This window comes from Actinomadura macra NBRC 14102 (assembly GCF_001552215.1).
Lineage (GTDB): Bacteria > Actinomycetota > Actinomycetes > Streptosporangiales > Streptosporangiaceae > Spirillospora > Spirillospora macra.
This window is the reverse complement of the sequence record NZ_BCQT01000018.1, coordinates 167,539-192,961: the sequence shown is the minus strand read 5'-3', so window position 1 is coordinate 192,961 and position 25,423 is coordinate 167,539. Positions and strand designations below refer to the sequence as shown.

Annotated in this window: 18 protein-coding genes; 12 read left to right on the top strand and 6 right to left on the bottom strand. The window is 70.7% G+C overall.

Going from position 1 to position 25,423, the window contains the following annotated elements:
• The first annotated feature begins 135 nt into the window (after positions 1–135).
• Both AMA02S_RS28565 and AMA02S_RS28560 read left to right on the top strand, forming a co-directional pair.
• Complete coding sequence (locus tag AMA02S_RS28565) at positions 136–1,353, top strand: MFS transporter (protein WP_067463923.1); 1,218 nt, start codon at positions 136–138, stop codon at positions 1,351–1,353.
• A 63-nt stretch (positions 1,354–1,416) separates the two neighbouring features.
• Entirely contained in the window at positions 1,417–1,788 is a 372-nt protein-coding gene (locus AMA02S_RS28560) for a hypothetical protein (protein ID WP_067463920.1), read from the top strand.
• A gap of 27 nt (positions 1,789–1,815) precedes the next feature.
• Here AMA02S_RS28560 and AMA02S_RS28555 read toward each other — a convergent pair whose 3' ends face one another.
• The 4 genes from AMA02S_RS28555 to AMA02S_RS28540 form a co-directional block, all read right to left on the bottom strand.
• Positions 1,816–2,673 carry an MHYT domain-containing protein gene (locus AMA02S_RS28555; RefSeq protein WP_067463917.1) on the bottom strand — a complete coding sequence of 286 codons (858 nt, stop codon included), beginning with the start codon at positions 2,671–2,673 and terminating at the stop codon, positions 1,816–1,818.
• A 387-nt stretch (positions 2,674–3,060) separates the two neighbouring features.
• Positions 3,061–4,164, bottom strand: coding sequence for a WD40/YVTN/BNR-like repeat-containing protein (locus AMA02S_RS28550; RefSeq protein WP_218005144.1), 1,104 nt, complete (start codon positions 4,162–4,164; stop codon positions 3,061–3,063).
• Positions 4,165–4,233: 69 nt separating this feature from the next.
• Positions 4,234–5,034 carry a class I SAM-dependent methyltransferase gene (locus tag AMA02S_RS28545; protein ID WP_067463914.1) on the bottom strand — a complete coding sequence of 267 codons (801 nt, stop codon included), beginning with the start codon at positions 5,032–5,034 and terminating at the stop codon, positions 4,234–4,236.
• A gap of 92 nt (positions 5,035–5,126) precedes the next feature.
• Complete coding sequence (locus AMA02S_RS28540; RefSeq protein ID WP_084265688.1) at positions 5,127–7,046, bottom strand: CocE/NonD family hydrolase; 1,920 nt, start codon at positions 7,044–7,046, stop codon at positions 5,127–5,129.
• A 528-nt stretch (positions 7,047–7,574) separates the two neighbouring features.
• Here AMA02S_RS28540 and AMA02S_RS28535 point away from each other — a divergent pair.
• The 10 genes from AMA02S_RS28535 to AMA02S_RS28490 all read left to right on the top strand — a co-directional run bounded on the left by AMA02S_RS28535 (position 7,575) and on the right by AMA02S_RS28490 (position 19,682).
• A complete protein-coding gene (locus AMA02S_RS28535) occupies positions 7,575–9,221 on the top strand; it encodes a carboxylesterase/lipase family protein (protein WP_067463911.1) in 1,647 nt (548 codons plus the stop codon).
• A 140-nt stretch (positions 9,222–9,361) separates the two neighbouring features.
• Complete coding sequence (locus tag AMA02S_RS28530) at positions 9,362–10,546, top strand: sensor histidine kinase (protein WP_067464551.1); 1,185 nt, start codon at positions 9,362–9,364, stop codon at positions 10,544–10,546.
• Complete coding sequence (locus AMA02S_RS28525; protein ID WP_084265687.1) at positions 10,543–11,406, top strand: LytR/AlgR family response regulator transcription factor; 864 nt, start codon at positions 10,543–10,545, stop codon at positions 11,404–11,406. The genes AMA02S_RS28530 and AMA02S_RS28525 overlap by 4 nt, the downstream gene beginning before the upstream one ends.
• The gene (locus AMA02S_RS28520; protein ID WP_157430881.1) at positions 11,403–11,870 is read left to right on the top strand and encodes a hypothetical protein; all 468 of its coding nucleotides are present in this window, start codon (positions 11,403–11,405) and stop codon (positions 11,868–11,870) included. Before AMA02S_RS28525 ends, AMA02S_RS28520 begins: the two co-directional genes overlap by 4 nt.
• Complete coding sequence (locus AMA02S_RS28515) at positions 11,867–13,609, top strand: sodium/solute symporter (protein ID WP_067463908.1); 1,743 nt, start codon at positions 11,867–11,869, stop codon at positions 13,607–13,609. Before AMA02S_RS28520 ends, AMA02S_RS28515 begins: the two co-directional genes overlap by 4 nt.
• 160 nt (positions 13,610–13,769) lie before the next feature.
• Positions 13,770–14,405: an acetate uptake transporter gene (locus AMA02S_RS28510; protein WP_067463905.1), complete on the top strand. Its 636-nt coding sequence runs from the start codon at positions 13,770–13,772 to the stop codon at positions 14,403–14,405.
• Between the two features lie 76 nt (positions 14,406–14,481).
• Positions 14,482–16,410 (top strand): acetate--CoA ligase, encoded by a 1,929-nt coding sequence (gene acs / locus AMA02S_RS28505; protein ID WP_067464538.1) that lies wholly within the window; start codon positions 14,482–14,484, stop codon positions 16,408–16,410.
• A gap of 76 nt (positions 16,411–16,486) precedes the next feature.
• Positions 16,487–17,212 (top strand): haloacid dehalogenase type II, encoded by a 726-nt coding sequence (locus tag AMA02S_RS28500; RefSeq protein ID WP_067463901.1) that lies wholly within the window; start codon positions 16,487–16,489, stop codon positions 17,210–17,212.
• Between the two features lie 349 nt (positions 17,213–17,561).
• Entirely contained in the window at positions 17,562–18,563 is a 1,002-nt protein-coding gene (locus tag AMA02S_RS28495) for a chitinase (protein WP_245667882.1), read from the top strand.
• 387 nt (positions 18,564–18,950) lie between these two features.
• Positions 18,951–19,682: a S1 family peptidase gene (locus AMA02S_RS28490; protein ID WP_067463897.1), complete on the top strand. Its 732-nt coding sequence runs from the start codon at positions 18,951–18,953 to the stop codon at positions 19,680–19,682.
• Between the two features lie 141 nt (positions 19,683–19,823).
• On the opposite strand, the gene AMA02S_RS28485 is transcribed toward AMA02S_RS28490, so the two are convergent.
• On the bottom strand, positions 19,824–21,227 hold the full coding sequence (locus AMA02S_RS28485) for an MFS transporter (RefSeq protein ID WP_067464536.1): 1,404 nt from the start codon (positions 21,225–21,227) through the stop codon (positions 19,824–19,826).
• A 448-nt stretch (positions 21,228–21,675) separates the two neighbouring features.
• Positions 21,676–25,269 (bottom strand): methionine synthase, encoded by a 3,594-nt coding sequence (metH, locus tag AMA02S_RS28480; protein ID WP_245667881.1) that lies wholly within the window; start codon positions 25,267–25,269, stop codon positions 21,676–21,678.
• Between the last annotated feature and the right edge of the window lie 154 nt (positions 25,270–25,423).

Sequence of the window (25,423 nt, the reverse complement as noted above, 5' to 3'; positions counted from 1 at the left end):
GTTCGTGGTACAGCCAGCTGTACCACCGCGAGGGTACGCAGGCCACAGGGCCGGCCAAAACATGATCTTGAAGCACTAGAATGACCTCTGTCACCCCTGCGGCCGTAAGGGCGACGGATACCCTCCGGAGGAGACATGTCCCTGTGGAGAAATCGAAACTTTCAAACCTTTCTCACTGCGCAGACTCTGTCGGCGGTAGGTGACGCCTTTTCCCTTATAGCGGTGCCGCTCCTGGTCTTGCAGACGACGGGGTCACTCGTCCAGATGGGAATCGTGACGAGCCTCGCCGGTGTCTCCTCGATCGTCACCGGCCTCTTCGCCGGGTACGTGGCCGACCGGGTGAACCGGCGTGCCCTGCTGATCGTCTGCGATGTGGCCCGCTGTGTCCTCTACGGGGCGATCCCGCTCGTGTGGCTGTCCGCGCCCCAGGTATGGCTCCTCTTCCTGGTCGTGCCCCTGGCCGGCGCCTTCGCGATGCAGTTTCAGGTCACCTACGTGACGGTGGTGCCCGGACTGGTCGGCGGGCACGAGATCACCAGGGCCAATGGGCATCTCTACTCGGCCTACGCGGTGGCCGGCGTCGGCGGCCCACTGCTCGCCGGAATCGTTTCCGGCCTGGTCGGGCCGGCCATGGCCATCGCGGTGGACGCGGGCAGTTTCGCGCTGTCCGCCACCGGGCTCCTTCTGGTCAGGGTGCGGCCCCGAGAGCGTGGAGAGACCGGCGCTGACAATGCACAGCGCCGTGGCGTGATCAGGGATTTTCTCGCCGGTGTCGTCTTTCTGTGGAAGCATCCGGTGCTGCGCGCACTCACCGTTCTGCTGTCCCTGCTCATCTTCATCACCTACGGCCTGACCAACCTCATCATCTTTTACCTGAAACACGACCTCGGCCATTCTGACCGGGTCGTCGGATACGTTCTGGCCGCCGCCACGACGGGCTCGTTCCTGGCGGCGTCCGTCGTGGCGACCGCACGGAGACGTTTCGGTTTCGGCGTGTGCTGGATCGGTTCCTGGACATTGTGCGGCGCAACGATCGCCTTCCTCGGAGTGGCGCCGGGCGCGCTGCTGGTCGGTGTTCTGGCCACCGTCCGCTCGTTCTCCACCGGCGTCGCCGGCATCTGCTCGATGTCATTCCGCCAGGAGGTCACCCCCGACCATCTCCTCGGCCGCGTCACCGCCTCCTTCTGGACGATCCACAACACCCTCGGACCTCTCGGCGTGGCCGTGCTGACCGGGGCGGCGGCACGTTTCGGGGTCATGGCCGCGTGCCTGGTCGCTGGCACCGCCTGCGCGGTGATCGCCCTATGGGCCATGGCGACGCCGATACGCCTGAGGAGACCCGAACTCGCCTAGAAATTCCCGCCGTGGGTGTCATAGGACCGGGTGGCCGCAGGACGGGTGACCGATGATGGGGGCATGGCACGGCGTGTACTGGTTCGGGCCGGTGGTGCGGTCGCGGTGGCGGCGCTCGCCGGGATGGCGGTGTACTCGGTGGCGGCGGGCCTGGACAGGGCCGACAAGCTGGCCAGCGTGGTCGGGGTTTTCGTCGCGGTGGCCGGGCTGGCCGTCGCGGTGTACGGGCTGGTGGCCGACCGGCGTCCGGACGGCGGCGACGGCTCCGGCGCGCGGGTGGACGCCTCCGGGGAGCGGTCCAACGCCGTCGGCGGGGACAACCACGGGATCGTCGCGTCCGGGGACGGCGTCACCGTCGTGCGACAGCGGGCGCGGGCGTCCGGACGGAGCCGCGTCTACCAGGTCGGAGGCGACCTCAACATCGACGGACGGTGAGCCCTCGCACGAGGTCGACCGGGCAGGTCACTGCGCCGACGGTGGGCCTCCGCCGAACCACTCGCCCGCCTTCCTCTCGATGGCCGGCGATTGTGCGGGCGGCGGCGGCCCCGTCCTGCGGTCGCGGACCCGCCGTTCCAGCTCGGCCATGTAGAGCACCTCGTTCTCGTTCGGGTACACCGAGACGATCACCAGCAGGGCGACCGCCACGATGCTGACCCCGACGATCAGGGGCATCAGCAGGTTGCCGGCCTGGGCGCCGGACGCCGGATCGGCCCCCGGCAGGGACTGCACCCGCATGGCCGCCATCCCGGTGTAGTGCATTCCCGAGACGGCCACCCCCATGATCAACGCCGCGCCGACGGTGGCGGCGGTGCGGCGGACGTGGAGGGTGAACCAGAGCGCGGCGCTGGCGGCCACGACGGCGATCACGATGGAGAGCAGCACGATGCCCGGCTGGTAGGAGACGTCCGCGGGCATGTTCATGGCCGCCATCCCGGCGTAGTGCATGCTGGCCACCCCGAGCCCGGTGATGACGCCGCCCGGCAGGACGAAGCGCGCCTTCTCGCCGCCGAACCCGACCAGGAACATCCCGATCCCGACGACCACGATCGCGATGACGGCGCTGAGCAGCGTGAGGGGGATGTTGTAGCGGATGTCCAGGCCGCTCACGCTGAACCCGAGCATTGCGATGAAGTGCATGACCCAGACGCCGGTGCCGCCGATGGACAGCGCCGCGAGCGCCAGCCAGGACGCCTGCGACCGTCCGCTGGCGACCCGCGCCCGGGACGTGCACTGCAAGCCGAGCAGCGACCCGACGAAGGACATCACATAGGCGGCGATCGGGGTGAGCGGCCCATAGGTGAAATGGTGAACGTGTGTCATGAAGCCCAGCCCCCGGTGATTCCGTTCCGCGGCTAACTGGCGAGCCCGCGCGAACTTGACGAGAGGCTATCCGCGAACCCGGGAGCACTAGGTGACCGGTTTCGGACGATCTGTGATGACAGGCAGGTGACGGTAACGCCGGCCGGGTCTGGACCGATACAAGGCGCGCACGACCGCTCCTGAGGTCAGGACACCGGCATCAGGAGTCGCGATGCGGCACTATGGCCTGACCAGACAAGCTCTGAGCTGCCGAAACAGCAGTCCATTGGGTCACAGGAGCACCAGTTCCACCCAATGGAACGATCCCAATCCCCGTTGACCGCTTCCGGACTCCGGTCGTGATCGGCCTGGTCAGAGGTGATCTTGAGGTGGATCGCGGCGGTCCGGTCACCGCCCGGCGGAGGTGCCGGAACCGGCCCTGAGGACCAGCGTCGCCGCCCGGCCCTTCTCCCCCGCCGCCCAGCAGGCGCGGTCGGGGGCGCAGTCGACGGTGTCGAAGCTCCCGGCGTCGAAACGCGTCCACGAACGGCCTGCGTCGAACGTGCGATCGCTGCCCGTCGGCCCCACGGCGAGCGCGGCTCGACCGGTGTACGCCGGCCACACGACGCCGGACCTGTACTCGGCCGGAGGCCGCCGCGCGGGACGCCACGTGCGCCCGCCGTCGCCGGTGGTCGCGGCGGCCGTCGGGGAGGGCTCCCCCGGACGGTAGTCACCGCCCACCGCGATCCCGTGACGGGAGTCGCGGAACGCGACCGCGAAGACGCCTTGGGACGCGCTGCTGGGCAGGGGCGTGTCGGCCACGGTCCACGTGCGCCCGCGGTCCCGGGAGTGGAACACCCGCGCCTTGGACCCGCCTCCGGTCGCGAGCCACACGTCCCGCGACCCATGGCTCACCAGGCACTGCCCGCTGGCGGCGAACGCGGCCTCGCCGGCGAGGGCGTCGGGCATCCCGGTGTTGGGAAGCACACGCCAGCTGCGCCCGCCGTCGTCGGTGGAGATGATGCGGAACCGTCCGTCCACGGGGTCGCTGACGGCCAGCCCGTGCCGCCGGTCGAAGAACGTCATGCAGTCGTAGAACGCGCGGGGCTCGTCGTTCTTGAAGGCGAGCGTCCAGGTGCGCCCGCCGTCCGAGGTCCGGTAGACGCGCGACGCCTCGCCCTCCCCGATCGCGAGGACCACGGCCCGCTCGGCGTCGACGGCCTCGATGTCGCGGAACTCCAGCCCCGCCGCATCGGCCGGGCCGACCCGCTGCCAGGTGCGGCCGGCGTCGATGGTCCGCAGCACGGTCCCGCCGCTGCCCGCCGCCCAGGCGACCTTCCGGCCGACCGCGGCGAGGCCCCGCAGCCGCGAGTCCGTCCCGGTCGGGGTGAGCCGCCATCCCGGCTCGGGATGGGCCGCTCTCTCGGCGGCCCCGGCGACACCGGGCACCGCCAGGGACGCCGCGACCAGGCACACACCGGCGAAGGACATCTTCCGGGCGATCGGCTTCATGGCTCGCAAGCTAACGAAAGATGATCAACCCGTCCAGCCCCAGAACCGGCGCCGGATCGTCGCGGAGAGTCAGGCGCGGGCGGGGCGTTCGGCCCTCAGGGTGTAGAGGACGGGGAGGTCCTGGCCGCTCAGCTGGAAGCGGTAGCGGCCGTCGGGGCCGGGCGGGCCTCCCGGGCCCAGTTCCAGGGGCGAGTCGAGGTGCTCGTCCAGGCGGGTGATGCGCAGTCCGGACACGACGGCGGCGGTGACGATCTCGCCCAGCGAGTGGGCGAACTCGACCGAGGTCGTGGGATCGGTCTCGGTGGCGTAGGAGGCGGTCCCGCTGAACTCGTGGGGGCCGTCGAAGGCGTAGGGGAAGTCCAGGACGAGGGGATCGAGGCCGGCGGTCATCAGCGAGAGGGGGTGGCCGTCGATGAGGACGAGGCGGCCGCCCGGTCGCAGGGTCGCGGCGACCGAACGCATCCAGGCGTCGATGTCGCCGATCCAGCACAGGATGCCCATGGTGGCGTAGGCGAGGTCGAACCGGCCGTGCAGTTCCGGGGGCAGGTCGGTGGCGTCGGCTTCGACGAAGCGGACGTCGGCGGCGCAGCGGCGGGCCAGGTCACGGGCCTTCTCCAGGGCCACGGGCGAGAAGTCGACGCCCGTCACCCGGGCGCCGCGGCGGGCCAAGGAGATCGAGTCGAAGCCCAGGTGGCACTGGACGTGCAGGACGTCCAGGCCCGTCACGTCGCCGACCGCGGCGTTCTCCACGTCGGTCAGCGAGTCTGCTCCGGCGACGAGGCCGACGCTGTCGTAGTACGCGTCCTGCCCGTGCGCGGCGGCCCAGACGTCCCAGTTGGCGCGGTTGATCGCCGCCGTGTCGTCAGTCACGTCGACTGAGGCTAGGCAGGCGCCGGCGCCGCGGGCAAACCCATTCCCGGCGGAAGGCCGGGCGCCCCGGGGGGTGGGCGCCCGGCGGAGGGTCAGCCGACCGGCGTCGGCTGGATCGGGAGTTCGATCGAGGACGGGTGGGCGGCGTCGTGGTAGATCGTCTGGTCCGCCACGCGGGTGTGGCGGTCGGTCCCGAACGTGTGGCCGGTGTTCGGGTTGCGGTCGTACATCGGGAAGTTGCTGCTGGAGATCTCCAGCCGCATCCGGTGCCCGGCCTTGAAGACGTTGCCGGTCGGCCAGATCTTGATCGTGTACTTCTCGACCTTCCCCGGCTTGATCAGGGACGGGTGCTCCAGCGAGTTGCGGTAGCGGGCCCGCTGGATGCCGTACTGGACGAGCATCGAGGCGCCGTCCGGGGAGACGTCGGTGAGCTTGGCCGTCCAGTCGGTGTCGTGGGCGGACGAGGACGCGTACAGCGTGACCGAGATCGGGCCGGTGACCTCGGTGTCCTTCTCCAGCGCGGGCGTGTTGTAGACGAGGACGTCGGGGCGCTGCTCGATGAGCCGCTGGTCCTGGGGGCCGCCGGGGACCGAGTCCTGGAAACGCCCGCCGAAGCTCGGCACCGGGTTGTCCGGGTCGTAACGGTAGCGGTCGGTCTGTCCGCGACCTGAGGGAGGTGTCGTGCTCAGCGTGCCGCTGCCGGTGAGCGTGTTCGCGTCGCCGTCGCTGTTCAGGTAGTACTTCGTGTTCACGGTGCCGGGGATCGGCCAGGCGTTCGCGGTGCGCCACTTGTTCGCGCCCATGACGAAGACCTTGACCGCCGGGTCCTTCTCCACCCCGTTCTGGACGCCCTTGAGCCAGTGGTCGAACCAGCGCAGTTGCAGCGCGTCGATGTCGACGGCGGCCTCGGGGCCGAAGTCCACCGCGCCCGACCGGCTGCCGTGCCCGCCGTGGGTCCACGGGCCGAGCAGCAGCGTGCTGCCCTGTCGTGCGGCCTGCGAGCCGCCCTTGGCGCGCATCCCGGCGAAGTTCTCGGCGGTGCCGTCCAGGAAGATGTCGTACCAGCCGCCGAAGTTCAGCGACGGGACCGTCACCTGCGGGTAGCGCGTGCGGATGCTCCAGCGCTGCCAGTACGCGTCGTTGCTCGGGTGCTTGATCCAGTCGTAGTAGTACGGCGCGACCCGGTGGTCCTTCGGGTACAGCGGCGGGAACGCGTTCAGCGGCAGCGACCGGTACCACGTGCTGAACAGGTGCCGGCTCGCCGCGTTCATCTCCGCGTCGAGCTTCGCCCCGTCCGGGTACTTGCGGACGGAGCTGTTGGCGAGCGAGCTGAGCGGCCACGCCTGCGTGAACGACTGGTACATCGCGCCGCCTTCGTAGGTCCAGCCGTCGTAGTAGTCGGACGAGGTGAACGCCGGGATGATCGTGACGAGGTGCGGCGGCCGCAGCGTGGCGGGCATCCACTGGGTGAGGCCGGGATAGGAGAAGCCGTACATCCCGACCTTGCCGTTCGAGTGCGGGAGCCGGGCGGCCCACTCGATCGTGTCGTAGCCGTCCGTGCCCTCGCTGCGGTAGGGGTAGAAATCGCCGTCCGACTTGTACTGACCGCGGACGTCCTGCACCACGACGACGTAGCAGGCGGAGGCGTACCGGGTCGGCCGGTCGTAGAAGATGTCCTCGGCGCGCTCCTTGTTGTACGGCAGCCGCATGAGGATGACGGGGAAGTCGCCGCCGCCCGTCGGGGTGAGAACGTTCGAGCGCAGGACCGTACCGTCGCGCATCTTCGTGGCGACGTCCTTCTGCTCGGTGAAGTCACAGCGCTGCGCCGTGCGGGGGGTGTCGGCGGAGGCCGCCGCGCCCGGGATCGCCGCGGTGCCGCCCAGCGCGAGGGCGGCGGTGGCGAGGACCAGCAGCCGTCCGGGGCCCGCTCCGGCGGGTCTGCTCGTCGCACGACCCTGACCGGCACGCCCGCTCGCGGCACGCCGTCTCCCCGTGTCACGCCGTCGTCTCATCTCACAGGTCCCTTCTGTCCGCTGCTGCCCGCTCCCCGATCGGTCCCGCCCGTACTGGGGCGTATATGGACTGGGCGGAGCGTGACATGATCAGGTGGCGGCGCGAAGAGGGGCGTGGCGGCGCTGCGTCGAGCAGCCGGTTCCGTGCGCTGAGCGCCCTGTCTTCGGCGGACGAACGGTGCGATCAGCACGATGGGCGGACAATCGATGGTGGCTTTGCCCCACTTCCTCCCGCTCGCCAGGACGGTGGCCGCGCTGTCAGCACGCCACCCGACGGGTCGTGACAGGTCATGAAAAGGCGCTAATCGCGGTTAATCGACCGTTCATCGGGGCGCGTCACCCGCGGGCGACGCGGACTCACCGCTTGCCGAAGGCGCCGCCAGGAGGACTGTCCCGATCCGTACGGGCGTCTTATCGTCGGTTCGCCGACCCGACCTCCACCCGATCTCCCGCAGACCTCCCGCACGTCAAGGCGCATTCCGCTGGGTGACGACGTCCGCTCCGTCGTCCATGACAAGGAGCAACCGTATGAAGCCGAAGCGTCTCCGAAATCCGGTCATCACTTCAGTGATCGCCGCCGCAGCGACCTCGGTCGCCCTACTCCTGACCTCCTTGACCGGTGCGCTGCCCGCGGCCTCGGGCACCACCGCGCAGGCGGCCGCGGACGACTGCGCGGACGGGACCGCCGTCCGGACCGACACCGGGCCCGTCTGCGGCGTCGTCGCGGACGGCGTCAAGTCCTGGTTGGGCGTCCCCTACGCCGCCGCTCCGGTCGGGAACCTGCGCTGGGCCGCGCCGCGCAAGCGCCCCGCCTGGACGGCCACCTACCCGGCGACCACGAGCGGGCCGAACTGCCCGCAGTCGAACGCGCTCGGTGCCGGTTCGGTCAACGAGGACTGCCTCAACGTCAACGTCCGGGCACCGGCGTCCCCGCGCGGCAAGAAACTGCCGGTGATGGTCGAGTTCCACGGCGGCGGGTGGCTGCTCGGCAGGCCGGCGGACGGCAGCCACCTCGCGCGGGCGGGCAATGTCGTCCAGGTCGGGGTGAACTACCGGCTCGGCATCTTCGGGTTCATGGCCCACGAGTCGCTCGGCCCGAACTCGGGGAACTGGGCCATCCAGGACCAGCAGGAGTCGCTGCGCTGGGTGAAGCGCAACATCGCCAAGTTCGGCGGGGACCCGGACAACGTCACCATCTACGGCGCGTCCGCGGGCGGCGCGAGCGTCTGCGCCAACACCGCCTCGCCCGGCTCGAAGGGCCTGTTCCAGAAGGGCATCGCGCAGAGCGGCGAGTACAACTCGCTGCGCGGCGGCACCGTCAACACCTCCTGGCAGCCGGGCGACTGCAAGTCGGAACTGCCGACGCTCAAGCAGGCCGAGCGGACCGGGGCGCGATTCGCGCAAGCCCTCGGCTGTGGCTCGGCCGCCACGGCCGCCTGCCTGCGCAACGTGCCGGTGCAGACGCTGCTCGACAGGTCGGGTGACGGGCTCGGACCGGACAAGGGCACCATCGCGCCCATCGCGGACGGCCGGACGCTGCCGATGTCGCCCGCGGAGGCGTTCAAGAAGGGCAAGGTCAACGACGTCACGCTCATGCACGGCGTGGACCGCGATGAGACCCAGTTGGAGAACGCCGACACCCCGGCCGACTACCAGCGGCTCGTCCGGCAGCAGTACGGCCCCCACGCCGCCGCCGTGTTCGACCTCTACCCGATCAAGCGGTTCCCGGAGCCGTCGGCGTTCATCGCCTACCGGACGCTCGTCGCCGACTCCAACTCCGTCTGCCCGGCGCTGCTCAACGACCAGCGCCTCGCCAAGCACCTGACCGTGTACGCCTACCAGACCGACAACGCCGACGCCCCGCCCGCGTCCTGGCTCGACAAGACCAAGCCGAACGGCTCGTTCCACGTCGGCGAGAACCAGTTCCTCGCGCCCGGCCCCGTTCCGCCGAACCCGAACCAGCAGGCGCTCGGCAACCAGATCACCGCGCAGTGGACGGGCTTCGCGCGCACCGGCAGCCCGACCGTGGACGGCGCGCCGTACTGGCCGAAGTTCACCAAGCGCGAGCAGCAGGTCCTGTCAATGGCACCCGCAGGTGACAGCGAGCTGACCACGGAGATTGGGAAGCAGCACCACTGCGGGTTCTGGAACGCGCTCACCCCCTTCAACCACTAGTCACCACGAGAAGCGTGCTGGGCTGCGGGGCCGGCCACGACCCGCAGTCCAGCCGTTCGTTCAATCTCCGAAACCCGCCATTGATCTGCCCGAAACGGGCGTGTCATAGTTGCCGCAATTGCGATCAAGGGCGTGTGCGGATGCAGACGACACTGGCCACACTCGTTATCACCGGCGCGGTCCTGGCGGTCGGCACGCTCCTGCGCGTCGTGACGCGGTCGCGCCGATATCTCGGCGGGCCGGCGGAACAGGCGACCTACCAGACGCTGCACACCGTCTCCGTCGCGGCGCGCTCGCTGCGCGGCGGCCTCGACGCCCAGGGCGCCGGACGCGCCGCCCGGCACCTGCGGGCCCTCCTCGGCTGCCAGGCGGTCGCGGTCACCGACGGCCAGTCCCTGCTCGCGTGGGACGGAACCGGTGAACGGCACGCCTGCGACGCCGTCCGGCACGCCCGCCGCCCGGTGGGCACCGGCCGCAGCGAGGTGCTCAAGTCCGACCAGGTGGCCTGCACCGACCCCGACTGCCCGCTCCTGCACGCGGTGATCGCGCCGCTGACGGCCGGCGACCACATCGTGGGCACCCTCGCCGCCTACGACTCCGCCGCCACCGCCGGCCTGGTACGCGCCGTCGGCGAGACCGCCCGCTGGGTCTCCACCCAGCTCGAACTCGCCGAGCTGGACCGTTCCCGTACCCGGCTCGCCGAGATGGAGGTGCGGGCGCTGCGCGCGCAGATCTCCCCGCACTTCATCTACAACTCGCTGACGACGATCGTGGCGTTCGTCCGCACGCAACCGGACCGGGCGCGGGAGTTGCTGTTGGAGTTCGCGCACTTCACCCGCTACTCCTTCCGCAACCACGGCGACTTCACCACGCTCGCCGAGGAGCTGCGCTCGATCGACCGGTACCTGCTGCTGGAGCACGCGCGGTTCGGCGACCGGCTCCGGGTGAGCCTGCGGATCGCCCCGGAGGTGCTGCCTGTCGCAGTGCCGTTCCTGTGCGTCCAGCCGCTGGTGGAGAACGCCGTCCGGCACGGGCTGGAGCTCAAGACCGGCGTCGGGCACGTCACGATCGTGGCGGAGGACGCCGGGCAGGAGTGCCTGCTCAGCGTGGAGGACGACGGCGTCGGCATGGACCCCGAACGCATCCGGCGGGCGCTGGACGGCGAGCGGCCGGGCGGTGACTCGGTCGGTCTCGTCAATGTCGACGAGCGGCTGCGCCAGGTGTACGGCACCGCGTTCGGCCTGGTCATCCAGACCGGGCCGGGCGCCGGAACGAAGGTGAGCCTGCGGATCCCGAAGTACAAGGCGGGGGTGAGCGTCTCATGACGGGTTCGGTCCGAGGGGCGTGGGGGGTCGTCCCCCCACAGGAGCACAGATCATCCCGGGGGGCGTGGGGGCCTGTCCTTCCACAAGAGCACGGCCAGGAGGTACAGGAACCGGACGAGGGCCTGCACGTCCTCGTCGTGGACGACGAACTGCCCGCGATCGAGGATCTGGCGTACCTGCTGGCCGCCGACCACCGGGTGCGGCGGGTGTCCACGGCGTCCACCGGGGCCGCCGCGCTGCGCGCGCTGGAGGACTCCGCCGTGGCGGCACTGTTCCTCGACATCCGCATGCCGGGGCTGTCCGGGCTCGACCTCGCCCGCGTGCTCGCCCACTTCGAGCGCCCACCGAAGATCGTCTTTGTGACGGCGTACGAGACGCACGCGGTGGAGGCGTTCGAGCTGGGCGCGGTCGACTACCTGCTCAAGCCGGTCGGCCAGGAGCGGCTGGCCGAGGCCGTCCGCCGGGTCGTCGAGGCGGTGACCGGGCGGCCGGGCCCCGCCGTGACCACCGACGACGAGACGATCCCGGTCGAGCTGGTCGGCGTCACCCGGTTCGTCCGGCGCTCGGAGGTCCGGTACGCCGAGGCGCACGGCGACTACGCGCGCCGGCACACGCGGCAGGAGAGCTACCTCGTCCGCACCTCGCTCACCGCGCTGGAGGATGCGTGGAGCGACGCGGGCTTCATCCGCGTGCACCGCTCGCACCTGGTCGCGCTCGCCTACATCGACGAGATGTACGTCGAGTCGGGCCGGTGCGCGATCCGCGTCGGTGACATGCGGCTCCCGGTCAGCCGCCGCAACACCCGCGCCCTGCGGGACCGCCTCGTCCGCAGCGCCAGGCCGGGCGCGTCCCGGCTATGACCGCCCCCGTACCGGACATCCCGGATCCGGACATCCCGGACCTGGACGTTCCGGACCTGGACGTCCCGGGCCTGGACACCCTGACCGCGGGGGACCTGACCGCGCGGCGAGTCACGGTGGAACGGTCCGGAGGGCGGGCGGCGGTGCTGCGGCCGGGCGCCGGCGGACGGCGCGACCTGCACGAGCAGACACAGCTCGGCGACCTGATGATCCGGTCGCTGATGCGCGTGCAACTGCATCTGGCGATCCGGGTGTGCGCGCTGTTCGGGGTGCTGCTCGGCGCGCTGCCGCTGCTGTTCGCGTTCGTGCCGCCGGTACGGGACGTCCAGGTCGCGGGACTACCGCTGCCCTGGCTGCTGCTCGGCGTGCTCGTGTATCCGGTGATGGTCGCGGGCGCGGTGCTCTACGTGCGCCAAGCCGAGCGCAACGAGCGCGCCTTCGAGGACCTGGTCGACCGTTCGTGAGCGCCGGCTACGCCATCGTCGCCATCGCGGTGGTCACGGTGGTCACCGTCCTGATCGGCAGCCGTGGGCTCCGCCGGTCGCGGACGACGTCGGACTTCTACGTCGCCTCCCGGACCGTGTCGGCGACCTGGAACGCCTCGGCGATCAGCGGGGAGTACCTGTCGGCGGCGTCGTTCCTCGGCGTCGCGGGTCTGGTCATGGCCTATGGCGCCGACATGCTGTGGTACCCGGTCGGCTACACCGCCGGATACCTCGTCCTGCTGCTGCTCGTGGCGGCGCCGCTGCGCCGCTCGGGCGCGTACACGCTGCCGGACTTCGCCGAGGCGCGGCTCGGGTCCCCGGCGGTGCGCCGGATGGCGAGCGTGCTCGTGGTCGTCGTCGGCTGGCTGTACCTCGTCCCCCAGCTGCGCGGCGCGGGACTGACCCTGCACGTGATCACCGGCGCGCCGCCCTGGCTGGGCGCACTGATCATCGTCACGGTCGTCGTCGCCAGCGTGTCCGTCGGCGGGATGCGCAGCATCACCGCGGTGCAGGCGTTCCAGTACTGCGTGAAGATCACGGCGATCACGATCCCGCTGCTGTTCATCGGGTTCGCCTGGTCCGGTCAGGGCGCGCCGCAGGTGACGGACCACGACGTGCCGGTGTTCCCGTCGGCCACGACGGTGCGGTTCGACACCGCGACACGCGTCAGGGTGCGCGCCCCCGTGGCGGTGACCGCGCACGGCACGGTGGACGGGCGGCGGGCCGGCGGCGCGCTGCCGCTCGCGGCCGGGCGGCACACGGTGGCGGCGGACGCTCACCTCACCTTCCCCGCCGGTGCCGCCGCGCCGGTGATGGACGGCTCGGCGATCGAGGGCAACCGTGCGTGGGCGTCACCACTCAACGGCGCGAACGGGCACGGGCACCCGCTGTACGCAACGTACTCGCTGGTCATCGCGACGTTCCTGGGGACGATGGGGCTGCCGCACATCCTCGTGCGCTTCTACACCAACCCGGACGGGCGGGCCGCACGGCGCACGGCGCTCGCCGTCCTCGGCCTGCTCGGCGGCTTCTACCTGCTGCCCACCGCGTACGGCGCGCTGGGCCGGATCTACGCCCCGGAGCTGCTGGTGACCGGCGACACCGACGCGATCGTCCTGCTGCTGCCCGGCCATCTGGTGCCCGGCCTGGCGGGACGGCTGCTCGGCGCCCTGGTGACGGCCGGCGCGTTCGCGGCGTTCCTGTCCACCTCGTCCGGGCTCACCATGTCGGTCGCCGGGGTGCTCGCCCAGGACATCCTGTCCGGGCTGCGCCGCTACCATCCGTTCCGCATCGGCACGGTGGCGGCGATCTGCGTCCCGTTCGCCATCGCGGTGTCGACCGGCGGCGTGCCGATCGCACGCGCGGTGGGACTGCCGTTCGCGGTCGCGGCGTCCTCGTTCTGCCCGCTGCTCCTGCTCGGGATCTGGTGGCGCGGGCTCACCGCCGCGGGGGCCGCTGCGGGCCTGGTCGCCGGCGGCGGCCTGGCCACCGCCGCGGTGATCGTCTCGACGCTGGTTCCCGCCCTGCGCGGATGGCCGCGCGAGTTGCTGGCCGAGCCGTCCGCGCTGACCGTCCCGATCGCGTTCCTGGTCATGATCGTCGTGTCCCGGCTGACCCGGCGGCGGTTGCGGCCCGGCATCGCGTCGGTGATGGTGCGGATGCACGCCCCCGAGTCGGTGCGGCCGGACACCGGCGACCCGCGCCGGGTGGACCGCTGATCGCGGTGGACGGACCGTTCGCTCGGCGGCGGGCGCACGCCGTCGCCCGGGTGTCACCACTTGCCGATCTGCTCTGACATGCTCTATTTCGCCCAACTCCGCAGCCTTATGTTCGCCCTAGTAAATAGGCGCGTCGCCAGACGCGCGATGGGAGGGAACAATGGCCGACATCGATGCGGGCAGGCTCCAGGCTCCGGCCCCGACCCAGGCTCCGACTCATGCACCCGCACCCGGAATCGCCGATCCCGGTCCGCTGGGACTGGCCGCATTCGCCCTGACGACATTTGTGCTGAGCTGCGTCAACGCCGGCATCCTCGAAGTGGGGACGAAGAGCGTCGTTCTCGGACTGGCGCTGTTCTACGGCGGGCTCGCGCAATTCGCCGCCGGAATGTGGGAGTTCAGGAAGGACAACACCTTCGGCGCGCTCGCGTTCACTTCCTACGGGGCCTTCTGGCTCGCCTTCGCCGGAATCCTGTTCTTCTACAAGCCGACCGGCGCCACCGCGGACCAGGCCACCCACGCCGTCGGCGTCTTCCTACTCGGCTGGACGATCTTCACGGCGTACATGACGATCGCCTCGCTCCGGGTGAGCGGCGCGGTCGCGGCCGTGTTCGTCTTCCTGACCGTCACGTTCGTCTGCCTCGCGATCGGCGACCTGGCCGTCAACGCCGACATGACGAAGGTCGGCGGCTACCTCGGCCTGGCCACCGCGGTACTGGCCTGGTACACCTCCTTCGCCACGGTCACGAACTCGACCTGGAAGCGCACCGTGATGCCCACCTGGCCCGTCCGCTAGCCGCGACCCGCGAGATCGGAAGGAGAACGACACCGTGACCGACACCTCCGGGACCGGGGCGACCCTGTCCAACCTGATGCGCGAGGAGCGGCGCTTCCCGCCGCCCGCCGCGCTGGCCGGCGCCGCCAACGTCACCGCGGCGGCGTACGCGGCCGCCTCGTCCGACCGGATCGCGTTCTGGGAGGAGCAGGCCCGGCGACTGGACTGGCAACGGCCGTGGACGACTGCCCTGGAATGGGAACGGCCGTTCGCCCGATGGTTCACCGGCGGCCGGCTCAACGTGGCCGTCAACGCCGTCGACCGGCATGTGGACGCCGGGCACGGCGACCAGGTCGCCATCCAATGGGAGGGCGAGCCCGGCGACACCCGCACCATCACCTACGCGCAGCTCAAGGACGAGGTGTGCAAGGCCGCGAACGCCCTCGTGGAACTGGGCGTGCGAGCCGGCGACCGAGTGATGATCTACCTCCCGATGATTCCCGAGGCCGTCTTCTCGATGCTGGCGTGCGCACGGCTCGGCGCGCCGCACTCGGTGGTGTTCGGCGGTTTCTCCGCCGAGGCCCTGCGCAACCGCATCGAGGACGCGCGGGCCACCGTGCTCATCACGGCGGACGGCGGGTTCCGGCGCGGCAAACCGAGCGCGCTGAAGACCGCGGCGGACGAGGCGGTGGCCGGCACCGGCGTGCGGCGCGTCCTCGTCGTGCGGCGCACCGGCGAGACGGTGCCGTTCACCGAGGGCCGCGACCTGTGGTGGCACGACCTCGTCGAGCGGCAACCGGCGACGCACGTCCCGGAGTACTTCGACGCCGAGCAGCCGCTGTTCATCCTCTACACCTCGGGGACGACGGCGAAGCCGAAGGGGATCCTGCACACCTCCGGCGGCTACCTCACCCAGGCCGCCTACACCCATCACGCGGTCTTCGACCTCAAACCGGACACCGACGTCTACTGGTGTGCGGCCGACGTCGGCTGGGTGACCGGCCACACCTACATCGTCTACGGCCCGCTCGCCAACCGGGCGACGCAGGTGATGTACGAGGGCACGCCGGACACCCCTCATCGCGGCCGGTTCTGGGAGATCGTCCAGAAGTACCGGGTGTCGTTGCTGTACACGGCGCCGACGACGATCCGCACGTTCATGAAATGGGGGGACGACCTGCCCGCCGGTTTCGACCTGTCCTCGCTGCGGCTGCTCGGGTCGGTGGGCGAGCCGATCAACCCGGAGGCGTGGATCTGGTACCGCGACCACATCGGCGGCGGCCGGACGCCGGTCGTCGACACCTGGTGGCAGACCGAGACCGGCGCGATCATGATCAGCCCGCTGCCGGGCGTCACCGCGGCCAAGCCCGGCTCGGCCCAGGTGGCGCTGCCGGGGATCGCGGCGGACGTGGTCGACGGCGACGGCGTCCCGGTGCCGGACGGGGGCGGCGGATACCTCGTGCTGACCGAGCCGTGGCCGTCCATGCTGCGCGGCATCTGGGGCGATCCGGAGCGCTACGCCGACACCTACTGGTCGCGGTTCGCCGAGCGGGGCTTCTACTTCGCCGGGGACGGCGCCAAGAAGGACGAGGACGGCGACCTCTGGCTGCTCGGCCGGGTGGACGACGTCATGAACGTCTCGGGGCACCGCATCTCCACGACGGAGGTCGAGTCGGCGCTGGTCTCCCACCCGCAGGTGGCCGAGGCGGCGGTCGTCGGCGCGACGGACCCGACCACCGGGCAGGGCATCGTGGCGTTCGTGATCCTGCGCGGCGAGGCGGCGGACGAGGGGCCGGCGCTCGCCGCGGAACTGCGCGACCACGTGGCGCGGGAGATCGGCCCGATCGCCAAGCCGCGGCAGATCCTCGTCGTTCCGGAACTGCCGAAGACACGCTCCGGCAAGATCATGAGGCGTCTTCTCCGGGACGTCGCCGAGAACCGCTCGCTGGGCGATGTGACCACGCTCCAGGACTCCTCGGTGATGGATCTCATCTCCGCCAGGCTGCCCTCGGCGAAGGAGGACTGACCGCACCCGGGCCTCCGTCCCCACCAGGGACGGAGGCCCGTGATAGAAGGGAGGCGGGTCGGTCTGCGAGGTGCTCATGACGGAATTCGACACGGCCGGGGTCCGGGTCGTGGCCTGCGACATCTTCGGCACCACCGTCGACTGGCGCACCGGCGTCGCCGACCAGGTGGGCGCGGTCGCCGCGGAGCTCGGCGTGCGCCTGGACGGCGGAGGCTTCGCCGACGAGTGGCGCGACCGCTACCTGCCGTCCATGCGACGCGTGAACGACGGTGAGCGTGACTGGGCCTACCTCGACACGCTGCACCGCGAATCGCTGGACGGGCTCCTCGATGACCGCGGTCTCGCGGACGCGTTCGACGGCGCCGCACGCGACCGGCTCGTCCGCGCCTGGCATCGGCTGCCCGCGTGGGAGGACGCGGCGGACGGGCTGGCGCGGCTGCGGCGACGCCATGTCGTGGCCGCGCTGTCCAACGGCGGGTTCGCCCTGATGACCCACCTCATCAAGGCGGCGGCCCTGCCCTTCGACTGCGTCCTGTCGGCGGAGCTGGCGCGCGCCTACAAGCCCGCACCTCAGCCGTACCTCACCGCCGCGAGACTGCTGGACGTCGCTCCCGCGCAGGTCCTCATGGTCGCCTGCCACACGTGGGACATCGACGGCGCCCGCGCGGCCGGGCTCGGCACCGCGTTCCTGGAGCGTCCCCTGGAGAAGGGTCCCGCGCGCACCGCCGACCGCGCGTCCGACACCGCGAGCGATCTCACCGTCTCCGGCTTCACCCATCTGGCCGACGTCCTCGGCTGCTGAACGTCGTCACTCGGGCGGCATCGCACCCCCGCGATGCCGCCTTTTCCCATTCCCTGCCAGCCGCCTCCCCACGCCTTGTCATATTGTGCCGAATTTCGCTGGGGGCGGGGTGGTTCGGTCTGTCAGCTGGGGTGGTCGGAAAACGGCGCGGCTCCGGATGGTACAGGGGGTTGCTCCACGGCGACGCGCTGGTTACTGTGCAGGCGAACTTATAGGAAACTTTCCTATTGATTCGAGGTCGAAAGTGGCCCGCTCCCCGCCAGCCCGTGCTCTGTGTCGCCCATCCTGACCGAACTCGGGGTTCCGGGGGATTCCCGCCGTGTCCGCGTCTCCTACCCGGGAGCGAAAGTTGAAAAGATTCCTGCCCGTCCTCGCCGCGCTCTGCGCGCTGGACCTCGCCCTGATGGTGCCCGGTTCGGCGCACGCCGCTCCGACCACCACGCCCGTCACCAAGCCCTCCGCTACCGAGAAGTCGGCCGTCGGAGCCGCCGCCCCGTACCTGTACATGGGATGGGGCAACCCGCCTGACCCGACCACGGTCATGACCGCCAGCGGGGTCAAGTGGTTCACGATGGCGTTCATCCTGTCCAGCGGTGGCTGCAACCCCGGATGGGACGGCCAGCGCCCGCTGACCGGCGGAGTTGACGAGAAGACGATCGCGAAGATCCGCGCGGCCGGCGGTGACGTGCTGCCGTCCATCGGCGGCTGGTCGGGCAACAAGCTCGGCCCGAACTGCACCTCGGCCGAAGCGCTCGCGGGCGCGTACCAGAAGGTGATCGACGCCTTCAAGCTCAAGGCCATCGACATCGACATCGAGAACACCGACGAGTTCGAGAACGCGACCGTCCAGGACCGCATTCTCGGCGCCCTGAAGATCGTCAAGCAGAAGAACCCCGGCATCCAGACGATCCTCACGTTCCCCACCCTCACGAGCGGGCCGAACGCCACGGGCAAGCGTCTCATCGACCAGTCGGCGAAGCTGCAGGCCGATGTCGACGTGTTCACGATCATGCCGTTCGACTTCAACGGCGGCTCCGACATGTACGGCAACACCATCAAGGCGTCCGACGGCCTGAGGGACGCCCTGAAGTCCGCCTTCAAGTGGACGGACGAGGTCGCCTACAAGCACATGGGCATCTCCGGCATGAACGGCATGTCGGACCAGAAGGAGCTCACCACGACCGCCACCTGGACGAAGATCCGCGACTGGGCCAAGTCCAAGGGCCTCGTCCGCTTCACGTTCTGGTCGGTGAACCGCGACCGCCCCTGCCCGGGCGGTGGCACCACTGAGACCTGCAGTGGTACCGACCAGCAACCCTGGGAGTTCTCCAAGATCACGGCCGGTTTCTGATCCGCCCCTGATCAAGCTCCCGGCGCGGCCTACGTTCCCCTGCCCCGAACGTAGGCCGCGCCCTTCTCCTGTTCAGAATGCGCTCGCGCGACACCTCGATCCAGCACCCTTCCGCGGCCGGGCTCTCCGGATGTGAAAATCTGCGAAAATTCAGTTACCCCGGCTGGTCCCTGGAATTTTCGCAGGTCGTTCCCCCTTCTCAGCGCACACCTCCTTCTATTGGACCGATTCGCACAAATTCTGGAAATGGAAATTTCCAAACTCTTGGTCAATAGTCGGGTGACCGGTCGCGCGGCGTACCCGCTCCCAGAACCGCCGTGCGGCCGGTGACCGGCAGGGCCCTGCGGTCGGCACGCCCCCCGCTCGCGTGAAAGGACGTCCCCGCTCATGAGAAAGCGCAGACTACTGGCCGCGGTGCCCCTGGCCTTCATGACCCTGTCCGGCACGTCGATGGCGAGCGCCGAGCCGCCGCCCCCCTCCGGCATCGTCGGCGGCGTGCCCGCCACCGAGACCTACTCGTTCATGGCGTCGCTCCAGGGCAGCGGCGGCAACCACTCCTGTGGCGGCTCGCTCGTCGCTCCGCGCTGGGTGGTCACCGCGGGCCACTGCGGTCAGCCCGCCCAGGTGCGCATCGGCACCAAGACCTACAACGCCGGCGGCGAGGTCGTGAAGGTCGCCGCCCGGCGGGCGGTCGGCGGAGACGTCGCCCTGCTGCAGTTGTCCTCCGCCGCGACCTCGGCGCCCATCGAGATCGCCGCCGACGCGCCGATCGGCGTGGCCAGCAGGATCATCGGCTGGGGGCAGACGTGCGCGACCCGCGGCTGCGGTGGCGCACCCGTCAACCTCCAGCAACTCGATACCAGCATCGTCGACGACAACCGCTGCTCCGGGATCACCGGCGCGACCGAGCTGTGCGTCAACGGCGGCGGCGGTAAGGGCGCCTGTTACGGCGACTCCGGCGGGCCCGCCGTGACCGGTGGGCCGGGAGCCTGGAAGCTGATCGGCGCGACCAGCCGCGGCACCGCCGATCCCTGCGCGACCTCTCCCGCCATCTACGGCGACGTCACCGCCTACCGCGCCCAGATCCTGGAGATCATCGGTACCGGCACGAGCCGCTGACCCCTCCCGGCCGCCGTCCACCCTGCTCATGACGACGAGTACATCTACGGCTCGCTCCAGGCGGGCGCGACCGCGTCCACCTCGTCATCGCCGCCTACCAGGCCGGCCTGGTGACTCCTTGACCGGTGCCACGTCCAGGCCTCAGCGCTGGGAGCGGGGCAGGAAGACGACCAGGGCCGTGCCGGCGGCGGTGATGACCGCCGCGGTGAGGAAGGCCGTGGTGTAGCCGGCGGTCAGGTCGGCGCCGGAGCGGGCGGCGGCCGTGGCGAGGACGGTGAGGCCGATGGCGCCGCCGATGGTGCGGGAGGTGTTGACGATGCCGGCGACGGCACCGGCCTCGGAGCGGCTCGTCCCGGCGGTGGACGCCTCCACCAGCGGGGTCATCAGGAGCCCGAAGCCGAGTGCCATGACGAAGCCGGGGCCGAGGATGGAGCCGAGGAACGTGCCGTGGACGTCCAGGACGGCGCTCTGCCAGCCGAAACCGGCCGCGGTCAGGAGGCCGCCGATCCCCGCGAGCAGCCGCGCGTCCATGCGGGCCATGAGGGTGGGGGCGAGCTTGGAGCCGATGATGATGCCCGCGGTGTGCGGCAGGAACGACAGCCCGGTGCGCACCGCGCTGTAGTGCAGGACGTTCTGCATGTAGAGCGAGAGGAAGTACCAGAGCGCGAAGCCGGCCATCGTGCTGACCAGGGTGGCGAGGTTGCCGACCGCGACGCTCCGCAGGCGGAACAGCCGGAGCTGGACGAGCGGCTGGGCGACGCGTGCCTCGACGGCGACGAACAGGGCCAGCAGCAGCGCCCCCGCCGCGAGGGAGAGCGCGGCCGTCCGGCCATGGGTCTGTGTCTCGCCGATGCCGAAGGCGAGCAGGCCGACCCCGGCGGTGACGAGGACGGCGCCGGGCAGGTCGAGGCGCGGACGGGGCCCGGGGGCGCGCTCGTCGCGGAGCCACAGGGCGGCGATCACGGCCACGACGGCGCCGATCGGCACGTTGATCAGCAGGACCCAGCGCCAGTCGAGGTAGTCGGTCAGCAGCCCGCCGACGAGCCCGCCGGTGGCGCCGCCGGCGGTGCCGACGGCCGTCCACATGGCGATGGCCTTCGTGCGGGCCGGCCCCGCGGGGAAGGTGGCGGTGATGAGGGAGAGCGTCACCGGGGCGATGATCGCGGCGCCGAGCCCCTGCACGGCGCGGGCGCCGACCAGCATCCCCGCGTCCTGCGCGAGACCGCCGGCGAGGCTGGCGGCGGTGAACAGGCCGAGGCCGGCGACGAAGACGCGCTTGCGCCCGAGGAGGTCGGCGGCCCGCCCGCCGAGCAGGAGGAACCCGGCGAAGGTCAGCGAGTAGGCGTTGACGACCCACTGGAGACCGGTGGCGCCGAGCCCGAGGCCCGAGCGCATGTCGGGCAGTGCCACGTTGACGACGGAGATGTCGAGGACGACGAGGAACTGCCCGATGGACGCGGCGAGCAGCGCGGCCCAGCCGGGAGTGGATCCCGCCGTGCGCGCCGCCGTCTCCCGGGCGACCGGGGACTGATGGGTCGTGGTCATGACGACCATGCTGCTCCGCCGGCCACCGCGTCCGCGTCGGCCGCGAGACCCGATCCAGCACGTCCCATCGGCCTAGGACTTGTGTTAGGACAACCCCGGCCCAGGGGCTCGCCTGGCGGCTCGCCCCTGACCGTGCTCGGGCGAGCGCGTCACCGCGTGACGGCTGAGGCCCCTGCGAGACGGAACGTGGTGAAGGCCCTGCTTCACGATCTGGCCTGGTGAAGACGACGTGTCACCGCCCGTCTGGGAAGCGATCAGCGAATGACAGCGGAGGCGGTGACACGTCGCAATGGGACGCTACAACGCCGGAAAAGGGCACGCAAAACTGCGCATTCCATTTGCGTGGATTGCCAGAAAAGAGCTTCCGCTATCTCCCCACCGTCGAGAGATGAGGAAGGCTCCCACCCGTACGGGACGGGCGCGCCCGCTGGGCACGCCCGCTCCGTATTCACTCCGGGTCGTAGGCGAGGTTGGGGCGCAGCCAGCGCTCCACGTCGGGCAGCGGGACGCCGCGGCGGCGCGCGTAGTCCTCGGTCTGGTCGCGCCCGATCCGTCCGACCGTGAAGTACCGCGCGGCCGGATGAGCGAAGATCAGGCCGCTGACACTGGAGGCGGGCGTCATCGCGAACGACTCGGTCAGCTTCATGCCCAGCCGGCCCGCGTCCAGCAGGTCGAACAGCAGCTCCTTCTCGCTGTGGTCGGGGCTCGCCGGGTAGCCGAGCGCGGGGCGGATGCCGCGGAAGCGCTCGGCGTGCAGGTCCTCCAGGGCCGGGTCGGCGTCCGGCTCGAACCAGGCGCGGCGAGCCTCCAGGTGGATGTACTCGGCGAACGCCTCGGCGAGGCGGTCGGCGAGGGCCTTCACCATGATCGAGCGGTAGTCGTCGCCCGCCTCCTCGAAACCGGCGGCGAGGTCGTCGGCGCCCTGGATCGTCACGGCGAAGCCGCCGAGGTGGTCGCCGGACGGGGCGACATAGTCGGCGAGGCAGCGGTTCGGACGGCCGGTGGGCTTGGACGTCTGCTGCCGCAGCATCGGGAATCGCTCGCCGTTGTCCAGGACGATGTCGTCGCCGTCGGAGTGCGCGGGCCAGAACCCGTAGGCCCCGTGGGCCTGGAGCGTCCCCGCCTTGATGATCTGGTCGAGCAGCTCGTTGCCCTCGTCGAACAGCTCGCGGGCCACCGGCTGGTCGAGGATCGCCGGGTACTTGCCCTTCAGCTCCCAGGCCAGGAAGAAGAACTGCCAGTCGATCATCTCGCGGAGCGCGGTCAGGTCCGGCTGGACGACGCGGACACCGGTGAAGCGGGGCACCGGCAGATCACCGAAGTCCACCTGCTCGCGGTTGCGCCGGGCCTGCTCGACCGACAGCATCGGGCGGCGCTGCTTGGTCTCGTGCTCCTTGCGGAGCCGCTCCTGCTCCACCCGGTTGTTCGTGTCCAGCTCCTTCGCCCGGTCGGGGTCGAGGAGGTTCGACACGACGCCCACGACGCGGGAGGCGTCCAGGACGTGGACGGTCGTCGACTCGTAGGCGGGCGCGATGCGCACGGCGGTGTGCTGGCGAGACGTGGTCGCGCCGCCGATCAGCAGCGGCAGCCGCAGCCCGCGGCGCTCCATCTCGGCGGCGACCGAGACCATCTCGTCCAGCGACGGGGTGATCAGGCCGGACAGGCCGATGGCGTCGGCGCCCTCGGACACGGCGGTGTCCAGGATGCGGGCGGCGGGGACCATCACACCGAGGTCGACGACGTCGTAGTTGTTGCAGCCGAGGACGACGCCGACGATGTTCTTGCCGATGTCGTGGACGTCGCCCTTCACCGTCGCCAGAACGATCTTGCCCTGGCCGCGGGTGTTCGGCTTCCCCTCCTTCTCGGCGTCCATGAACGGTTCGAGGTAGGCGACCGAGCGCTTCATCACGCGGGCGCTCTTGACGACCTGCGGGAGGAACATCTTCCCCGCGCCGAACAGGTCGCCCACGACCTTCATGCCGTCCATGAGCGGGCCCTCGATGACGTCGAGGGGCCGGGGAAGCTTCTGCCTGGCCTCCTCGGTGTCGTCCTCGATGAAGTCGATGATCCCGTGGATGAGGGCGTGCGCGAGCCGCTTCTCCACCGGCGCTTCCCGCCAGGACAGGTCCACGGTGCGCTCGGTGCCCTTGCCGGTGACGGTCTCGGCGAACGACACGAGCCGGTCGGTGGCGTCGGGACGGCGGTCGAACAGCACGTCCTCGACGAGTTCCAGCAGGTCGGCGGGGATGTCCTCGTAGACGGCAAGCTGCCCGGCGTTGACGATCCCCATGTCCAGCCCGGCGCGGACGGCGTGCAGCAGGAACGCCGAGTGCATCGCCTCGCGGACCACGTTGTTGCCGCGGAACGAGAACGACAGGTTGGAGATGCCGCCGCTGGTGCGCACGCCGGGGCAGCGCTCCTTGATCAGCGGGAGGGCGTCGATGAACGCCTTGGCGTAGCCGTTGTGCTCGGCGATGCCGGTCGCGACGGCCAGCACGTTCGGGTCGAAGACGATGTCCTCCGCCGGGAAGCCCGCCTTCTGGGTGAGCAGGTCGTAGGCCCGCCCGCAGATCTCGACCTTGCGCTCGGTGGTGTCGGCCTGGCCGCGCTCGTCGAAGGCCATGACGACCACGCCGGCACCGTAGTCGCGGATGCGGCGGGCCTGCTCCAGGAACAGCTCCTCGCCCTCCTTGAGGCTGATCGAGTTGACGACGCCCTTGCCCTGGACGGTCTTCAGTCCCGCCTCCAGCACGCTCCACCGCGAGCTGTCGACCATGATCGGGATGCGGGCGGCCTCCGGCTCGGTCGCGACGAGGTTCAGGAACGTCGTCATCTCCCGCTCGCTGTCGAGCAGGTCGGCGTCCATGTTGACGTCCAGGATGTTCGCGCCGCCGCGGACCTGCTCCAGCGCCACATCCACCGCGGCCTGGTGGTCTCCCGCCTCGATCAGCTTGCGGAAGCGCGCGGACCCGGTCACGTTGGTGCGCTCGCCGATCATGACGAAGCCGGTGTCCGCGCCGATCGCGAACGGCTCCAGGCCGCTGAACCGGGTGGCCGCCGGTACGGACGGGACCTCGCGCGGCGCCATGCTCGCCACCGTCTCGACGATCTTCGCGATGTGCTCGGGGCCCGTCCCGCAGCAGCCGCCGACGGCGTTGACCATCCCGGCCTCGGCGAACCCGCCGAGCAGGTGGCCCGTCTCGTCCGGCGTCTGGTCGTAGCCGCCGAAGGCGTTGGGCAGCCCGGCGTTCGGATAGCAGGCGGTGTAGGTGCCGGCGAGCCGGTCCAGCTCGACCACGTGCGGGCGGAGCTCCTCGGCACCGAGCGAGCAGTTCAGGCCGACCAGCAGCGGCTCGGCGTGCTCGACCGAGCGCCAGAACGCCTCCACGGTCTGGCCGGACAGCGTCCGGCCGCTCAGATCGGTGATCGTCACCGAGATCCACAGCGGGAGCTGCGGGGCGACCTCGCGGGCGGCGGCGATGGCGGCCTTCGCGTTCAGCGTGTCGAAGATCGTCTCGATCAGCAGGATGTCGACGCCGCCCTCGGCGAGCGCGGCCATCTGCTCGGCGTAGCAGTCCTTGACCTGGTCGAACGTCACCGACCTGTAGGCCGGGTCGTCCACCCTCGGCGACAGCGACAGGGTCACGTTCAGCGGGCCGACCGAACCCGCGACGAAGCGCTCGCCGTCCGCCTCGTCCGCGGCCTGGCGGGCCAGCTCGGCGGCGCGCAGGTTCATCTCGCGGACGCGCGCTTCGAGCCCGTAGTCGGCCTGCGCGATGCTCGTCGCGGTGAAGGTGTTGGTCGTGGTGATGTCGGCGCCCGCCGCGAGGTACTGCCGGTGGACGTCCAGGATCACGTCCGGGCGGGTCAGGTTCAGCAGGTCGGGATCGCCGGCGACATCGCGCGGATGATCTTTGAGCCACTCGACCCGGTAGTCGTCCTCGGTGAGCCCCGCCCCCTGGAGCATCGTGCCCCAGGCGCCGTCGAGCACCGCGATCCGCCGGTCCAGAAGCCTCCGGAGCGCGTCATCGTTTTTGTGCACTGGCCACCTCCCGTTTCTGGGAGGCGCCCTTGTGTCCAGGGAGGACGACGCGAGCCGCCCGTCGGGCCGAGCGTGGCGGGCGTGGAGCCCGTTGCAGCGCCTCTCGGCCTGTCCCCGAGGTTACCGAACGATACGGCGACCTGAAACGCCTTTG

What these genes read in the sequence shown, in the direction of transcription:
- AMA02S_RS28565 (WP_067463923.1), top strand. Translation starts at nt 136, where the DNA reads ATGTCCCTGTGGAGAAATCGAAACTTTCAAACCTTTCTCACTGCGCAG.
- AMA02S_RS28560 (WP_067463920.1), top strand. Translation starts at nt 1,417, where the DNA reads ATGGCACGGCGTGTACTGGTTCGGGCCGGTGGTGCGGTCGCGGTGGCG.
- AMA02S_RS28555 (WP_067463917.1), bottom strand. Translation starts at nt 2,673, where the DNA reads ATGACACACGTTCACCATTTCACCTATGGGCCGCTCACCCCGATCGCC.
- AMA02S_RS28550 (WP_218005144.1), bottom strand. Translation starts at nt 4,164, where the DNA reads ATGAAGCCGATCGCCCGGAAGATGTCCTTCGCCGGTGTGTGCCTGGTC.
- AMA02S_RS28540 (WP_084265688.1), bottom strand. Translation starts at nt 7,046, where the DNA reads ATGAGACGACGGCGTGACACGGGGAGACGGCGTGCCGCGAGCGGGCGT.
- AMA02S_RS28535 (WP_067463911.1), top strand. Translation starts at nt 7,575, where the DNA reads ATGAAGCCGAAGCGTCTCCGAAATCCGGTCATCACTTCAGTGATCGCC.
- AMA02S_RS28530 (WP_067464551.1), top strand. Translation starts at nt 9,362, where the DNA reads ATGCAGACGACACTGGCCACACTCGTTATCACCGGCGCGGTCCTGGCG.
- AMA02S_RS28525 (WP_084265687.1), top strand. Translation starts at nt 10,543, where the DNA reads ATGACGGGTTCGGTCCGAGGGGCGTGGGGGGTCGTCCCCCCACAGGAG.
- AMA02S_RS28520 (WP_157430881.1), top strand. Translation starts at nt 11,403, where the DNA reads ATGACCGCCCCCGTACCGGACATCCCGGATCCGGACATCCCGGACCTG.
- AMA02S_RS28510 (WP_067463905.1), top strand. Translation starts at nt 13,770, where the DNA reads ATGGCCGACATCGATGCGGGCAGGCTCCAGGCTCCGGCCCCGACCCAG.
- acs (WP_067464538.1), top strand. Translation starts at nt 14,482, where the DNA reads ATGCGCGAGGAGCGGCGCTTCCCGCCGCCCGCCGCGCTGGCCGGCGCC.
- AMA02S_RS28500 (WP_067463901.1), top strand. Translation starts at nt 16,487, where the DNA reads ATGACGGAATTCGACACGGCCGGGGTCCGGGTCGTGGCCTGCGACATC.
- AMA02S_RS28490 (WP_067463897.1), top strand. Translation starts at nt 18,951, where the DNA reads ATGAGAAAGCGCAGACTACTGGCCGCGGTGCCCCTGGCCTTCATGACC.
- AMA02S_RS28485 (WP_067464536.1), bottom strand. Translation starts at nt 21,227, where the DNA reads ATGACCACGACCCATCAGTCCCCGGTCGCCCGGGAGACGGCGGCGCGC.